The organism is Maridesulfovibrio sp., assembly GCF_963676065.1.
GTDB lineage: Bacteria > Desulfobacterota > Desulfovibrionia > Desulfovibrionales > Desulfovibrionaceae > Maridesulfovibrio.
The window spans coordinates 3,119,800-3,134,748 of sequence record NZ_OY780933.1 but is presented as its reverse complement, the minus strand read 5'-3'; the positions used below and the strand labels follow the sequence as shown (position 1 = coordinate 3,134,748).

Here is a 14,949-nt window from a genome sequence, read left to right as displayed (position 1 = left end):
ACCCTTGCTATTCGTATGAATAACAAGGGTTTAACGTTCTTTGTGAAACTGTATGGGACAGTATGAAATCAATGAAATGGTGGAGGCGGGGAGAGTCGAACTCCCGTCCGAGAATGCTCCACCAAGATGTCTACAGGTTTAGTTCAAGTATTGTTTCTCGTCCAAATGAACGCCCCTGAACAGGCAACAAATGGACCAGCGCGTGCTAGGTTCTCGCCTCTTTCCGGACGTGCAACGGAAAGATAGCCAGCCTGATGGGTTTGTTGTCAAAGCTAATATCAGACATCAAAGCTATGACATGGCAAGCTTAATTAAGCTGCCATTGCGTAATCGTAATTGTCGTTTGCAATTATGATTGTGCCGCTTTTTACGTGGCCAGCGGCGCCACGACCTGCGATCTTGGCTTCTTTCACCCCCGTCGAAACCAATGCGCCCCCATTTTCAAAGAACACTTCCTGCACATATAATATGTACGCAGGACTATGATGCAAGGGGTTTATGTAAAATAAATATTTCAGCCCCTTCAGGTGAAGTGAAATTAACTATATCATTGGCTGGTGCTTGGCAAGTGTTGTGACCCGGATAACGGGAATTATTTCCAGCCTTCTTTGCATGGTCCGCAAAGTTCTGAACAAAGTGACGTCTCCATGGGATCGAATCCGCCTTTGCGCACTTCCCCGGTCAGTTCATTTTTACAGGAATATTCCATTTCGTATTCGCAAACCCAGTCTGAAAGCAGATCCCCGTTAACGTCCATGCATTGAATTTTTACCGAGCCGAAATTAACACGCTCATCAATGCAGTATGGTCCCTCATCACATGTATATGTGTTGGTCTCTGCGTAGCTTGCCGTACTCATAAACGTGAAGATCAAAATTGCGGGGATCATGAGAATTTTTAGGGTGCGTTTCATGTCTCTCTCGTATGTTTGATGTAAAATTTTATTTCAGTAAGCTGAATTGTTATAACAATATCCCTTCCTTGTCATTGAACAAAGTGGTAAAAGCCGGGTGTTGATTAACAATAATTTAATGGAGGAACTATGCAGAATCCTTTTAAGTTTTATATTTATGAAGAAGCGGCTTACATCTATGATAGCAATCAGAAGCTTATTTTCAGGATGGGAGTAGATGAGAGTGCTGATGTAGACAGTGAGACTCAAACGTTGATCTTACAAGACGGAGAGGAAGTTGATAAGGATAAGGCTTGGGAAATTTCCGGTCTCGATAAACTTCAGCCTGCTTAATTTTTTAAGAAAGATGTGAGTTGTCTTCAAGCATAACTTCTTGAAAAGCCTTGGCACATTCCGGACAAAGCTCATCCTGAGATTTTTCTGCAATAAACTGCATTGTATCCTGATGGGTGAAAGCTTTTTTGTAAGGCCTGTCTGTTGTCAGGGCATCATAAACATCGGCAATTGATATTATACGCGCCCAGAGAGGAATTTCATTGCCGAACAGTCCATGTGGGTACCCTTTACCATTCATCTTTTCATGATGGTGAAGTACAGCCGGGATGATGTCTTCCATACTTGGAATCGGGTTTAAGATATCCGCACCAAGGACCGGATGCTCTTTAATTTTGGAAAATTCATATTCGGTTAAGGCAGATTTTTTCAGCAATATATCGTCACGGATTCCTATTTTCCCCAGATCGTGCAGCCTGGCCGCGAACGCAATCCTTTCGCAATCAAATTCATTTAAAGATAGTTTTTTGGCAATGTTGACTGAAATTTTTGAGACAGTATCCGAGTGACCTCTTGTGTATGAATCCCTTGCTTCCAGAGCTTGAACAAGACTGGTGATACTGCCCATGAGCAGAGTGCGTTCTTTTTTGAAGAGCTCACGCTGCTGCAGCACCATCTGAAAATGATCACTCAAAAGTTTCTCTGCCGTTATGACGAGCTGGTCGATGTTGAAAGGTTTAACCAGAAAGGCAGCAGCTCCTTTATGCAGCAGTTCCCGCATGGTTCGCCTATCGGTGCCTGAACTCATTATTACGAATGGAATATGGGACAGGCCGGGGTGGTTTTGAACTTTTTCGCAGAGCCTGATGCCATCCATTTCAGGCATATTGATATCGGAAAGAATCAGATGGGGAGCTATTTCACACGCTATTTCAAAAGCTTCTGCTCCATTGCGGGCGGTAATCACCTTAAATCCGGCTGATGAGAGTCCTGATTCCACGACATTTATAATATATCTGGAATCGTCAACAACCAGCACTATTTTATCACGCAGGATTTTGGATCGATTCAGAATGTCTTTAATATAAGGAATCAGATCCTTGCGGGCTTTGTTTTTGGTTACATAAGCCGCAGCTCCGACTTCAAAGCCTTTTTCGATCTGTTCATCCTCGTCATTGCTGGAAAGAATTATAACCGGAGTGGATTGGGTTTTGGGATTTTTTTTAATTTCGGTGCAGAGTTGATAACCGTCCATGCACGGCATGATTATATCAGTGATTACCAGATCATAATGTTGCTCACGGGCAAGGTTCAGTCCCTCAAGGCCGTTTACAGCTTCAGTCACATCGATAGAATGCTTTTTCAGCTCTGAACTGATAACTGTCCTTATCGTTTTGCTGTCATCAACAATCAAAACTTGAGGGTTGAGCATTTTATCTCCGGTTACAGATAAATTTGGTTATAAAACAAACCTTTGCGGGTATGAGTGTTATTCTTCACATATATATTCATAAATACCTTGATGATAAAAGTAAAGACCGGAAACATATTGTTTCCGGTCTTTAAATTAAATTCGGAAACCGTATTTATTTGTTTTTATAAGGAACCATTTCAATCCAGAGCACTGCTCCAAGCTCCACATCTTTACCTTTGATCTTGTAGTCAGCATCATTTAAGCCAGCAAATCCCCACCATCCTGCTTTGGGGCATGCGAATGTGAAAACGCCGTTCTCATCGCAAAGAACTTCCTGAGTATTCATGCATTCATAAGGAGCTACAAATTTGTTGTCTTTATTGTAGTATTCCACCTCAACACGGGTGAAGGGAGCGGGTTTGCCATCTAAGAGGACAATGCCTTGAAAGACGTTACCGGCGTAATTTCCCCACGGGCGGGTCAGCGGTACAATTTCTGTCTTTACACCAAGGGGAGTATTCCAATCTTCACCTTCGTTAAAGGCGGAGACAACGGTTTTGGTGTAATGGATTATGTAGTTGTCTTCTGCCGGTTCCGGATAGGGGGTTGGTTCCATGAAAAAAGTATACATGCCGGGACGTTTGAACTTGTATTCTGCTTTGAAGGAATCGTGATTCATAACCTTGTTTTTTTTCAATGCAGGCAGGAGGTTGGTTTCCTTGTCATTAAAAAAAACACTGAATTTTTTCGGTTTTACCAGATTCATGCCGTGCATTTCAAACGGATGGGAAAAGGAAAGTTGAATTTCCGCGCTTTTTTTATCGGGGGTGATGACGGATTTTTCCGGGATCAACATGCCGAAATGGGCGTATGCTGATCCGCAGAAGGCCATAATCAGAAGAAGTGTGAGGGTAGACACAATTAATTTTCGCATGAAAAAGCTCCGTGTGAAAAGGTTAGTGGAAGGCTATTTTTTTCTCGAAAGAAAAAAAGCGGCAACTCCGAAAAGACCAAGGATATAGCCGAGTCCCGAGAAAATTTCGTTTACACCGGGGCCCTTTTCCTGCTGGCTTATGATCAGTCGTTTCAAGGTTTCGACTTTATCCGTCAGCGTGCTTAGCTGTTCATTAAGTTTTGCTATATCAGTGGAGTATACTTTTGTTTCTGTGTCGTACGGTTGGGCTTGAACTTCAGGGGCTGGCTGTATTTCTTCTGAAGTTGCCTCAGTGGAATCCGGGAATATTTCATCAGCATTAATTGTCCATTCTGCCCGGTGTCCTTCCGAAGCGTATAGGTAGATTAGAAGTCCGCTACGTTCTTTTTTTGTTGCTTCGGGAATGGGGAAATTGAAGTTGCCTTCATCGTTCGTTTTTGCTTTTAGAAGAAGATCGCCGCTTTTCGTACTGAAAACTTCCAGCTTGCCCTGATGGACTTTCCGGCTTTTGCTGAAATAGCTTTCAGTAAAAACTGTATTCCCTTCAACATAGGCAAATAGATTTACCCTGTGGGCGAAGGCCGTCGTGCTTGTAAGGATTATGAAAATAACAGTCAGAGTGCGGAATAGTTTTGCCAACGACATTTATTTCCTCCGGTTATGGTAAATGAAAATCAATGCTTAGTGTGTGTTACCCTTTTTTAAAAGGTGGTATTATGAAGGAATAATGAAGTCAATAGTAAAATATAAAAAAGGCCTTAACTTATGAAAAGTTAAGGCCTTTTAAGTGGACAGTTTTTTCGATGGGGGTCAGTCAAATGTGTAGCCTATATTAATCGACGAACCGAGATAGCCGGAAGGATCGTCAGATTTTGTTCCAATCGGGGCTGTGTACTTGATGTCACCGCCGAGGGTAAAACCTGAATCAAATTTATACAGAATCCCGGTTTCACCGCCAAGCACTGCCGCACCATCAGAAAGATGAAACACTGTGCTGGGGTTAGAAAATATCGCATATCCACCAATCCCACCTACGTAAGCGGTAAGATTTCGTCCTGTGTAATAACGGTAAAGTAAGGAAGCTGTCAGTGAATATGTAGTAAAGTCCTTTTTTTTGTAATCATAGGTCGATGTTGAGTTCGTTGCATTGTCATAGCTCGAGATTGAACGGCCTTTACTTACTGAATATTTAAATTCACCGCCAATTCCGAAACCTGAAGGGAAAAAATGTCGGACGCTAATGGCGTCATTTGTGCCCCAGCTTTGATAAGGAACATCTGACTTTGGCTTTATGACTGCGTGGGCCCCGGAGTTCAGGCCTAGGTAAGTTTCAGACTGGCGCTTTTTTGTGAAGAAACCTGTCGGCTTACGGGTTCTGCGTGATTTTTCCTGAACCTTAACCGCGAGGTCGTATTCGCGCTTGGCCACGTCGCCTGGCTGTTGCATTTGCTGCGTAGTGGGCTGAGTATTTATAGCCTGTGCTGAATTTGGCGCAGCTTCAAATCCGGAATGTTGTGCGGGAGTCATCTGAGTTGCCATCTGAGGAGCTGCTACCTGAGTCGGACGACCAGGCCAGAGTCCCAGCGGCTGCGGAGCCTGATAGGTCTGCACATAACGGATTTGAGCAGGCATGGTCTGCGCGGGGGGAGTTACAGCTTGCCGGGTGCTGACCTGCGAAATGACGGGCTGACTCGGCGGAGCGGCCTGCGGAGAAAGTTCATCAACTATTTTTGAAGCGCTGGCTTCGGCAGCGGGCTGCATTGCCGCATCTTTTTGAACAGGATTATTGATTTCTTCGGGAATTTCAACCGGGGCAGTGTCGATCGCAGGAGCTGTTTGAGCTGAACTTTCAACAATGCCATCATCAATCAGTTCTTTTGATAAAGACTTTCCGTTTACGGTAATATCGCCTATTATTGTACCGTCTGCTGCTTTGCTGAGTTCTCTGACTTCCACATCTCGCATGAGCACGTGATTACTGCTTTCCATGCGGGCTTTGGCGGGATCCATATTTTTAGAAGGCTTCACTCCGGCGATATTTACTTTTACCGGAGTCTGTCCATCCTTGAGAACAACGAATGTCGTTGCACCTTCCACTGCTACAATTTTACCCGGCCATGCCAGAGCCATGGCTGGGAGCAGAAGAATGGTGATAAGAATGGTTAGTAATCTCAGCATAAGTTGATCTTTTTTTTAGGTTAAATACAGTGCTTATTAAAAATATGATCGGCATATACAGCATAAACTTAATACCGGAATGTATTCTTTTGTATTAATATAGCGCAATTTTGCTTTTTTCAGCAAGTACAATGGGTTTTATTTTTACAGATCCGGGTGGTTGATTGTTTCAGCTGGTTAATTATGTTAGTATTAATGAGCTTATTATGGGAGGTTGATAATTAGTGCGCCAATTCTTTATTTCTGTTGTATTTTTGTTTTTGTTTTTCCCCTCTATTCTGCATGCTGAAAAGTTAGTCTTTGTCACTCTTGATACTCCCCCTCAGACTTTTCTAAAAGATGGCAAACCTACCGGATTTTTGGTTGATATCGTATCCGAAGCGGCAAGAAGGGCCGGATATTCACCGGTTGTTCGTATTGTACCATGGAAAAGAGCTATGGTCTTGGTCGAAAAGGGGCAGGTGGATGCTGTTTTCAATGCCGGATATAATGAGGAGCGAAATAAATTTTTGCGCTATCCCGATACTGTTTTAATTACGGAAAAGGTTGTCGCGCTGCGTCATTGCGGATCTGGTGTGTATTTTTCACCGGATTTTTCAGACGCAAAAAAATATATAGGGGGAGTAGGAAGAGCCTTCTACTACGGTGAAAAAGTAGATAAAGCTATTAATGAACATAGATTTAAACGGATTGAAGAAGTTCCGAATATTAATCTTAATACAAAAAAACTGCTGCTTGACAGGATTGATTTCTTTTTTGCCGATTACTATCCTGCGCTCCATTTTCTAAATAAGAATAATCTGTTTGGAAAGTTAGAGGTTATAACCAATTCCGATACCGGGCGACCGGTGTTTTTCTCACAGTCTGATACCTACCTTGCCTTTTCGCGTAAAAAGAACCCCGTGGCATTTAGAAAAGTAAGTGCCGAACTGAAAAAGATGAAGCTGGACGGTACATACTTGAAGATCGCTTCAAGATATCTTCCCGTTCTCGATTTTTTTTAATCCCGTAGCTATTTCCAGCCCATGGGTTCGTACCCTTTCTCTTTCAGGCAGCGTTCTACAAATTTTCTGTAGAGTGAGTTGGAGTCGTCTTGAAGCGCACCGCTCGCCGCTCCGCCTGCTGCTCCTCCCGCAGCCCCTGCAAGTGCGGAGGTTCCCGGGCTTCCTGTAATGATTCCTATACCGAAGCCAATTGCACCGCCGATAAGTCCTCCCTGAAGGCCGGTCTTGGCGGATGTCTTTCCTCTGGATTCTTTTCCGACGCTTTTTTCCGCAAGGGCGAGGCAGTACTCAATATCTTCGGAAACCTTGGTCTTTCCGGAGACTTTGTATTGTTCATTGGGGTAAAGAACCGGTTTTTTGGCGCATGCAGAGCATGCCAGCATCATAATTACAACAGTTAAGAATATGATTTTATTAGTCATAATTTTCGTCCAAGTTAATTAAATTTGAGGCATTCTGATAATAAATTTTGTTCCCTGCCCAATTTTGGTTTCTATATCAAATACCCCGTTATAGTTCTGGGTTATTATAAAATATGAGACAGAAAGTCCAAGCCCGGTACCTAAACCAGGAGATTTTGTCGTGAAAAAGGGTTCAAAAGCACGTCTTTTTACTTCAGCAGTCATGCCAGGACCGTTATCCTCCACTTCGGCAATGATAAATTTACCATCATTTTTAGTCCTTAGCGTTATGGTCGGTTTTCTGATTTCAGCTACATCGTTTGTTGCGTGAGCGGCATTTTTAACGAGATTAAGCAGCACCTGTTCGATTTCTGTCCTGCGGCAAAGAACCATGCCTAGATCTTTTTGATATTCTTTTATTATTTTAGTATGTTTGAAGTCGTATTTCTTTTTCAGGTCATAATCGCAGGTGATGATATCTATGATGTCATCAAAAAGCAGGTTCAAGTTGCAGCTGCTCATGCCGTCGTCATTTTGGCGGGTAAAATTTAGCATGGTGCGGACTATATTTGCTGCCCGTTCTCCTGAGCTGTGTATACCCGCAAGCATCCTTATTACACCTCGTTCTTCCAGAAAAGCGTTTATCTGCTCACAAGTGCAGCCGTGCTTCTCAGCTACCTTAACGCTGGCAGGTACGTCAGCTGAAATCCTGCGGTAAATATTTTGAACAGCCTGCAGTATTCCGGCAAGCGGATTATTGATTTCGTGGGCCATGCCGGCAGCCAGTCCTCCTACAGAAACCATTTTCTCTGTTTGAATAAGCAGTTCCTGTGTTTTGACTTTTTCTGTCATATCAAGAACTGAAACAACATGGTCCGTGCTGTCGTTAATTGCCTCAACGTTCACATGAATATATCTGATTTCTCCGTTGTTCCGTAAGAGCCTTGTCTCGTATGATCTGGGAGCGGAATTGTTCACGCTATGCCTTGATTTTGCATATCCGGTAACTCTGTCCACTTCTTCCGGTGCAATAAAAGCCGTCCATTTAAGTTTATTTTCAATCTCGTCTCTTGTGATTCCGCAGAGCTGCGCACAATTTTCGTTGCAATGTTTTACGGTAAAATCGTCGGCGACTATAATGGTTGCAGTTCCCGTATTATCAAAGAGGCTCCGATAATACCTTTCGCTCTTTTTCAGCCTTTCCTCTACCTCTCTGCGGCTTTCGATTTCTTTCTGGAATTTTCTAGCAATAAAGACTGAAGCAAGTAGTACGATAATAATTATCGCAAATATAACGGCTGTAATTAAGGCTGTTTTTTTGTTGATGGTTACTTTTCCCTCAGCCGGGTTGAAAAAGAATGCTGAAAGGTTTTTGGTTTCTTTTATCAACCCTTGCTTCTGAAATTCTTTACCGATTTCTTCCCAGCGGAAGGGGTTACTGTGTCCGATACGTACCAGTTCTGGTAGAACCAGTGTTTGCATTGTTGCGGCTTCGTATTTCAGGTGGGCCTTTGATTTCAGGGAACCGAATTTATCGGTGATGATCTCAATTAATTCGTCGGGATGCTTGAGAGCGTATTGCCATCCTTTCAAGCTGGCTTTTAGGAATTTCTTAACCCGTTCCGGATGTTTTTTTATCTGTGACTGTGAGGTGAAAAGGGTGTCTCCGTAAAAATCAACACCATGGGTGTAAGGGTATATGATTGAATAAGGTGTATTTTCCTTATTCAGGTAAAACGGTTGATTGGTAATATATGCCGCTATCAAGTCTATTTTCGGGTCAAAATAATCTTCGGGGACTGCGAATCTATCTATGAGCTTAATATCATTAGGTAAAATTCCATTTGTCTCCAGCATTACCTTTAACTCAATATCCTGTGAAGCTGAATTCATAAGTATGGTTTTTCCTTTGAATTGCTGCACATTATGAATCAGAGGCTTTGTTTTGGAAATGAAGACCAGAGGACTGTGCTGAAATATTGATGCAAGCAGGACGACATCTTTTCCTTGCATATAGCGGAGCAGTACTTCCGAATTGCTTATTCCGAAATCAGCTTTTCCACTCAATACCTGATCAATGGGACTATAGCGCAGGTCCCGTTCGATTAAGGTTACATCAAGCCCTTCATCTTTGTAATATCCTTTTTCGAGGGCGGCATAGTAACCGGCGAATTGGAACTGGTGAAACCATTTGAGTTGCAGAGTTACTTTATCAAGGTTTTTAGCTGCCCAACTGTTGCCGGAAAATAAAGTAATGAGAATGACAGCAGCAACTGCGTAAAATATAGGTACTAGTAGAGAAGTCGTGCGTATATCTGTATGTTTCGAGCTAATTAGGTGGTTGTTCAAAGCATAAGTCCTGTGTTTAAGTCTTATTGTACCTTAATTGTTAGCATAAAGGGTTTCTTTTGCAAATGATTCTTCTCATTTAAAGACAGGACTCTTCCTCAAAGAAGGTTCGATGAACAATGCTGATTGAGCCGTCCTAAAATAGATTGACGGTTAATTGGTTTACTACAGGGCTGTGGGGGTACCCCCACAGCCCTGTTTATGTATTTGGTTCGGTGTTTTCATTTTCAAACTAAGATGAGGACGTTCAGAATTATATATTTCAATAGACTCTTTTACGAGTGAATTTAACTCATCAAAACTAGTGCATTTAAACACCAAAAATTCTTGTTTTAAAATTCCATTTATACGTTCAGCTAACGCATTTTGGTAACAATCATACCCATCTGTCATAGATGGGACCATTTCGGCTTTCTTGAGCTTGTTTTGATAAATGGACGATGCGTACTGCAATCCACGATCTGAATGGTGGATTGTTTTGTTTCGCGTTTTTCGGTTTTTGATAGCCATATCTAAAGCTTTAGCGGTCCCTTCGGCACTAAGATCAGAACTCAAATTGTGACCTACAATTTTTCTGCTAAAAGAGTCTGTAATTAGTGATAGATAGTATGTTTTATTTAACGTTTTTACGTAAGTTATATCACTAACAAAGACTTCTTCTGAATACTGAGGCTTAAACTCCTTCAATAAATTAGGATGTTTTTTGAGCCAATGCTTTGAATTTGTAGTTTTTGTGTAATTTTTTCTTGTTTTTATCAGTAAATGCTCTCTGCGCAATAATGCGAAAAAGGCATCCCGTCCAAGCTTGATTCCACGAGCTACAAATTTCTCACGCAATAAAAAATAAAGCTTACGCGTTCCCAGCCGAGGCATTCTGGCCCGCAGACTCAAAACAAGTTTCTTTACTTCTTGGAACTGTTTTTCCCGTACCTTATGGCGTTTTTCAGCCTGATATATCGATTGCCGACTCACCCCGAGCTGTCTACAGCAAGCAGATAAACTTATTTGCTTTGTTTCCTGAAGACCTCGTGCAGCTCGGGGGTAAGTTTTTTTCTTATGGAAGTACCCAGTTCTCTGTCAGAAATATCAATCATTTCGTTGAGAAGCATAGTTTTGATCTTCTCTTCCTGAAGCTCTTTTTCAAGACGCTTGATCTTTTGTGCTGGAGTCTCTTTAGATTTTGGCATTCTTTTCAGATGTACCATAGGTTTGCTCCAGTCAAGGGTTCCGTGCTTTCTCAGCCAGACTAAAACAGTGCTGCGGCCTTGAATCCCGTATGTCTTTTGGGCTTGCTTGTAGGTCATTTCGCCTTCTTCTACCATCGCAACAACCGCTAATTTAAAGCCCATTGTGTAATCGCGCTGACTTCGCCTTACTCTTTGACTTTCTTCCTTTTTCATAAAATAGGTCCTTTGGGTGTAAACCTATTTCAGGACGGGACAGATAAAAAGAAAAGGCCCTGTAATAAATTACAGAGCCTTATGAATATTCGTGGTAGCGAGGAAGGGAATTGAACCCCCGACACTGCGGATATGAGCCGCATGCTCTAACCAACTGAGCTACCTCGCCACGTTTTTCGGTGTTGAACTTCGCGTCCAACGAGGAAAGTGTTTATACACTCTTGAGATGCTTGGCAAGTAAAAAATGACAAAAAAAACAGTATAATAATTATATGTTGGATTATTGGGCTAAATAAAGAAAAGACCCTGTAATGAATTACAGGGTCTTTAAATTTTCGTGGTAGCGAGGAAGGGAATTGAACCCCCGACACTGCGGATATGAGCCGCATGCTCTAACCAACTGAGCTACCTCGCCACGTTTTTCAGTGCTGGACTTTGCGTCCAACGAGGTGACTTTCTATACATTCTGCTGATGCTTGGCAAGTAAAAAATAAACTTTTTAAGAATTTTTTTTAAATTATCCAAAAAATGGCAGATTTACGTTTTTCTAACTCCAGAAATAAAGAACCAGCGGAGCCAGTACCAGCCTATAGTAGGCAAAGGGGCGAAGGGTTAACTTACCCAGCAGGTAGATAAAGCCTTTTACCGCCGCCCATGCCGAAAGAAAAGATATTATAAATCCTAACGCCAGAAAGGGCATATCCGCCATGGTGAATAAACTGTAGCTTTTCAGCATATCGTATCCCGTGGCTGCGAACATGATCGGAACTGCTGCGATAAATGAGTATTCGGCCGCTATTTTGCGTTTAGCACCCAGCAGCATACCGCCCATAATGGTTGCTGCTGAACGTGAGAAACCGGGCCAGAGTGCGAGGCACTGGAAGCAGCCGATTCCCAGAGCAAGCTTAGGAGTGACCTCATCAAGAGAATAGCAGGAAGGGCGGATGTCTCTTTTCTCGACGATTAAAATCATAATTGCCCCAACTCCCAGCGCCCATGCTACAGTATAGGGATTAAATAAATGCTGTTTAATGAAATCGTGGGCGATCAACCCGAGCACGGAGGCGGGCAGACTGGTCAGAAACAGCAGGTATAGCCCCCTGATACCGGAAAAACGCTGGGTTGGGTTCGGGACGATAAGTCCCCAGAAACGGGACCAGTAAAGCACAACCACAGCAAGTATGGCACCTAGCTGGATGGCCACCTCAAAGGAGGCGGCCTTATCCCCGGTAAATCCGAGCAGATGTCCGGTGATGATCAGATGTCCGGTACTGGATACCGGTAAAAATTCAGTCAGTCCTTCAACAATGCCGAGTATGGCGGCTGTAACTAGTGATGACATGGGTATTCCTTTATGATTGCCGAAAGTTTTGGCCTAATTTAGATTAAGATCAGCTTTGGGTAAGCCAGCCTGCATAAAGTTGCAAGGGGCGGCAAGCTGGTGTACTGCAATATTAATTAATTACGTCTAAAACAAAGGAATAAATATATGGCTACTGTAGTGCCTCCATGTGAATTGATCAAAAAAGCTGTTAAATGGATATCCCAGCAGCATGCTGATACTGATAAACCTCTGAAATCACTGCTTGAAGAGGCTGCGATGAGATTCAATCTTTCCCCGAAAGATATGGAATTCATGGAACGTTTTTATGCTGAGAACAAAGGCGAAGCACCTGATTGCTAATTTGGATTTTTTATTATTCCTCGTGTTTAGCGGGTGGGGTATGCCGCCCGTTCTGATTTCTATATGATTAACTTTTATTGTCTGCATAATTTGCGGGAATCAAATTGAAGCTTCTTCATCGCAATATTTTTAAAGAACTAATTTCAATATTTACCCTGAGTCTTTCAGGATTCATGGGCTTGATCCTCATCGGCCGGTTGCTCCAGTTCCGGGATCTTTTTATGGGGCAGAGTCTTAGCGCATTGGAAATGGGTAAGCTTTTTATATATCTATGTCCTTTTTTCCTGCTCATGCTTACTCCAATTGCTACTATGATCTCTATTTTCCTGACTTTTTTGAGGATGAATGCTGATAATGAAATCACAGCGCTAAAATCAGGCGGCATCAGTTTGTATAAACTGCTTCCGGCCCCGATAATTTTTTGCCTGCTTTGTACCGGGGCGGATTTTTATTTTTCGCTCTACGGACTTTCATGGGGAACTGAAAATTTTCGGAGCGCACTCATGGAAATTGCCAGAACTCAAAGTCAGCTGGCCATTCAACCCGGGGTTTTTAATAAGAATTTTCCCGGGCTGGTCTTTTATGCTGACGGTGTGGATGAGAAGAACGGAGTAATGCGATCGGTTTTCGTGCGTGATAATACGCGTGGTGACATGACAGCTACAATTGTTGCTCCGCTTGGTGAAATTCGTACTGATCCCAAGATGGGCCGGCTCCTTATTCATCTTGAAAATGGACGCATCTACCAGCAGGAAAATGAACAACTTAGCGTTCTTAAATTCAAGAACTATGATGTCAGGATCCCGCTTGCCAATATCCTGCAAGGCTATGATGTTGCTGAACTGCGCCCTAAGGAAATGTCATGGGAAAAACTGGTTCGCATCAGTCGTGCCGGTGATCGCGCAGGGGAGCTTGATCCGGGGTTTATCCAAAAAGTTAAAGTAGAAGTTCAAAAAAGATTGGCTTTGCCTGTGGCCTGTCTGGTCCTAGGAATATTCGCCGTGCCTATTGCCTGTATTTTTAAGGGCCTTAAACAGCAGTACGGATTAATAATCTCCATGGGACTTTTCCTTGTCTATTACACGATGCTTTCACTCGGAGTGACTTTCGGAGAAAGCGGAGTGCTTGCGCCGGTCATCGGGCTTTGGCTGCCCAATGTGACTTTTGCGATTATTTCAGCAGTTCTGCTGAAAATGGCGGTTATGGAACATTCGTTTAGCATAAGGATTCCGTTCCTTAGTAAATTCAGGAGGAAAGAAGCATGATTCGCAGACTTCTTCCCGGATACCTTGCCTCATATGTTTTGAAGCAGAATCTGTTCCTTATGTCTGTATGTCTTGGCGTAGGGACCGGAATATATTTACTTTCGGACCTTTTTGATCGTCTGGATGATTTTATTGAGGCCGGACTCGGCATGGGCACGATTCTCAAGTATTTTCTGGTTAAGATGCCGCTCATTTTTTCTCAGATTCTGCCCGCTGTTTTTTTGATCTCCATGATCGTGCAGCTTTGTGTAATGGCCCGTAACAAGGAATTGCTGGCGTTACGGACCGGAGGGCTTTCGCTGATCTGGTTCCTTAAATTTTTTGTGGTTTATGCTATTATCTGGTCTTTCGGGCAGCTGCTTTTTTCACAAGTTATAGGTGTTTATGGAGAGCAGGAAGCCTATCGCATCTGGAAAGAAGATGTCCGCAAAAGCATGCTGGATAAAAGGGTGCTTAAAAATATCTGGCTCAAGCAGGGGCGGTTTGTTGTTGAAGCCAAGGAAGTCATGCCTTTCGGGAACAGGGCTAAAGGTATCACAGTTTATGAATTCGCTGATGATAATGGCGGTATTAAGAGGGTGATTACTTCCGAGAGCGCAGAAGTCAGCAGCAAATACGGCTGGAAACTTGAAAACGCAGTTGAACTGAGTCCTGACCGTTTTGTATCGCGCAAACATCCAATTTTTACCATGCCTATTAAATTGAACCTTAATGTCTTCAAGGTCGTTGATCCTGACATTGATCCGGCACAGTTGCCTCTCTGGCAGCTGGATCAGGTCATCGAGCAGCTCAAGCTATCAGGGTCCGGCGTGGATAGACTGATTACGGCGTGGCATTCTAAATGGGCTTATGCTTTCTCGCTTTTGACTATGGCTCTTGTTTCGTTGGCGCTGGTAACTGTAACCGAAAATATTTATCTTAATATCGGTCTCGGGCTGGCTTTTATATTTACCTATTACGCTCTTTTTATGATAGGAGCTTCAGCCGGCGATAGCGGTGCCTTACCGCCTATTCTGGCTGCATGGTTAGGAAATATACTGGTAAGTGCGCTGGCTTTGGGAAGGATAGCATGGGTCTTTGTGCCTGAGCATTTTGGGAAGTATCTGCACAGGGTAAAGATTTGATTCTTATGCC

General features: G+C 43.0%; 14 protein-coding genes, 2 tRNA genes and 1 other RNA gene. 5 read left to right on the top strand and 12 right to left on the bottom strand.

The genetic code is table 11. The features are described 5' to 3' along the window. Positions 1–77 precede the first annotated feature (77 nt). Positions 78–437: a transfer-messenger RNA gene (gene ssrA, locus ACKU35_RS14100) on the bottom strand. Positions 438–592: 155 nt separating this feature from the next. Continuing rightward, entirely contained in the window at positions 593–913 is a 321-nt protein-coding gene (locus ACKU35_RS14095; RefSeq protein WP_319760065.1) for a hypothetical protein, read from the bottom strand. A gap of 129 nt (positions 914–1,042) precedes the next feature. Between ACKU35_RS14095 and ACKU35_RS14090 the strand changes: the two genes are divergently transcribed. Continuing rightward, positions 1,043–1,246, top strand: a complete 204-nt coding sequence (locus ACKU35_RS14090) for a hypothetical protein (protein ID WP_319760064.1) — start codon at positions 1,043–1,045, stop codon at positions 1,244–1,246. A 4-nt stretch (positions 1,247–1,250) separates the two neighbouring features. Here the strand turns inward: ACKU35_RS14090 and ACKU35_RS14085 are convergent, their stop codons facing one another. The 4 genes from ACKU35_RS14085 to ACKU35_RS14070 form a co-directional block, all read right to left on the bottom strand. Beyond that, positions 1,251–2,618 (bottom strand): response regulator, encoded by a 1,368-nt coding sequence (locus tag ACKU35_RS14085; protein WP_319760062.1) that lies wholly within the window; start codon positions 2,616–2,618, stop codon positions 1,251–1,253. A 154-nt stretch (positions 2,619–2,772) separates the two neighbouring features. Continuing rightward, on the bottom strand, positions 2,773–3,534 hold the full coding sequence (locus tag ACKU35_RS14080) for a DUF4198 domain-containing protein (protein ID WP_319760060.1): 762 nt from the start codon (positions 3,532–3,534) through the stop codon (positions 2,773–2,775). A 33-nt stretch (positions 3,535–3,567) separates the two neighbouring features. Then, positions 3,568–4,179: a hypothetical protein gene (locus ACKU35_RS14075; RefSeq protein ID WP_319760058.1), complete on the bottom strand. Its 612-nt coding sequence runs from the start codon at positions 4,177–4,179 to the stop codon at positions 3,568–3,570. A gap of 165 nt (positions 4,180–4,344) precedes the next feature. Continuing rightward, positions 4,345–5,712, bottom strand: coding sequence for a hypothetical protein (locus ACKU35_RS14070; RefSeq protein WP_319760056.1), 1,368 nt, complete (start codon positions 5,710–5,712; stop codon positions 4,345–4,347). A gap of 224 nt (positions 5,713–5,936) precedes the next feature. Between ACKU35_RS14070 and ACKU35_RS14065 the strand changes: the two genes are divergently transcribed. Beyond that, a complete protein-coding gene (locus tag ACKU35_RS14065) occupies positions 5,937–6,716 on the top strand; it encodes a transporter substrate-binding domain-containing protein (protein ID WP_319760054.1) in 780 nt (259 codons plus the stop codon). Positions 6,717–6,724: 8 nt separating this feature from the next. Here ACKU35_RS14065 and ACKU35_RS14060 read toward each other — a convergent pair whose 3' ends face one another. The 6 genes from ACKU35_RS14060 to ACKU35_RS14035 form a co-directional block, all read right to left on the bottom strand. After that, positions 6,725–7,138, bottom strand: coding sequence for a hypothetical protein (locus ACKU35_RS14060; RefSeq protein WP_319760052.1), 414 nt, complete (start codon positions 7,136–7,138; stop codon positions 6,725–6,727). Between the two features lie 18 nt (positions 7,139–7,156). Further along, the gene (locus ACKU35_RS14055; protein ID WP_319760050.1) at positions 7,157–9,466 is read right to left on the bottom strand and encodes an ABC transporter substrate-binding protein; all 2,310 of its coding nucleotides are present in this window, start codon (positions 9,464–9,466) and stop codon (positions 7,157–7,159) included. A 165-nt stretch (positions 9,467–9,631) separates the two neighbouring features. Beyond that, positions 9,632–10,866 (bottom strand): IS3 family transposase gene (locus ACKU35_RS14050; RefSeq protein ID WP_319759405.1). Its coding sequence is split into 2 segments (ribosomal slippage): positions 9,632–10,512 and positions 10,512–10,866, totalling 1,236 coding nucleotides; the frame shifts between segments, so codons are not numbered across the junction. 92 nt (positions 10,867–10,958) lie between these two features. After that, positions 10,959–11,035, bottom strand: a tRNA-Met gene (locus ACKU35_RS14045). Positions 11,036–11,204: 169 nt separating this feature from the next. Further along, positions 11,205–11,281: transfer RNA gene (locus ACKU35_RS14040), tRNA-Met, on the bottom strand. Positions 11,282–11,413: 132 nt separating this feature from the next. Beyond that, on the bottom strand, positions 11,414–12,208 hold the full coding sequence (locus tag ACKU35_RS14035; protein WP_319760048.1) for an undecaprenyl-diphosphate phosphatase: 795 nt from the start codon (positions 12,206–12,208) through the stop codon (positions 11,414–11,416). Positions 12,209–12,355: 147 nt separating this feature from the next. On the opposite strand from ACKU35_RS14035, the gene ACKU35_RS14030 reads away from it, so the two are divergent. From ACKU35_RS14030 to ACKU35_RS14020, 3 genes are all read left to right on the top strand, one after another. Continuing rightward, the gene (locus ACKU35_RS14030; RefSeq protein WP_319760046.1) at positions 12,356–12,550 is read left to right on the top strand and encodes a hypothetical protein; all 195 of its coding nucleotides are present in this window, start codon (positions 12,356–12,358) and stop codon (positions 12,548–12,550) included. Between the two features lie 104 nt (positions 12,551–12,654). Further along, positions 12,655–13,815, top strand: coding sequence for an LPS export ABC transporter permease LptF (gene lptF, locus ACKU35_RS14025; protein ID WP_319760043.1), 1,161 nt, complete (start codon positions 12,655–12,657; stop codon positions 13,813–13,815). After that, positions 13,812–14,939 (top strand): LptF/LptG family permease, encoded by a 1,128-nt coding sequence (locus ACKU35_RS14020; protein WP_319760041.1) that lies wholly within the window; start codon positions 13,812–13,814, stop codon positions 14,937–14,939. The genes lptF and ACKU35_RS14020 overlap by 4 nt, the downstream gene beginning before the upstream one ends. The last annotated feature ends 10 nt before the right edge of the window (positions 14,940–14,949 follow it).

Bases quoted from the DNA above. Each gene is read 5' to 3' on its own strand.
- ACKU35_RS14095 (WP_319760065.1), bottom strand. From the start codon at position 913: ATGAAACGCACCCTAAAAATTCTCATGATCCCCGCAATTTTGATCTTC.
- ACKU35_RS14090 (WP_319760064.1), top strand. From the start codon at position 1,043: ATGCAGAATCCTTTTAAGTTTTATATTTATGAAGAAGCGGCTTACATC.
- ACKU35_RS14085 (WP_319760062.1), bottom strand. From the start codon at position 2,618: ATGCTCAACCCTCAAGTTTTGATTGTTGATGACAGCAAAACGATAAGG.
- ACKU35_RS14080 (WP_319760060.1), bottom strand. From the start codon at position 3,534: ATGCGAAAATTAATTGTGTCTACCCTCACACTTCTTCTGATTATGGCC.
- ACKU35_RS14075 (WP_319760058.1), bottom strand. From the start codon at position 4,179: ATGTCGTTGGCAAAACTATTCCGCACTCTGACTGTTATTTTCATAATC.
- ACKU35_RS14070 (WP_319760056.1), bottom strand. From the start codon at position 5,712: ATGCTGAGATTACTAACCATTCTTATCACCATTCTTCTGCTCCCAGCC.
- ACKU35_RS14060 (WP_319760052.1), bottom strand. From the start codon at position 7,138: ATGACTAATAAAATCATATTCTTAACTGTTGTAATTATGATGCTGGCA.
- ACKU35_RS14035 (WP_319760048.1), bottom strand. From the start codon at position 12,208: ATGTCATCACTAGTTACAGCCGCCATACTCGGCATTGTTGAAGGACTG.
- ACKU35_RS14030 (WP_319760046.1), top strand. From the start codon at position 12,356: ATGGCTACTGTAGTGCCTCCATGTGAATTGATCAAAAAAGCTGTTAAA.
- ACKU35_RS14020 (WP_319760041.1), top strand. From the start codon at position 13,812: ATGATTCGCAGACTTCTTCCCGGATACCTTGCCTCATATGTTTTGAAG.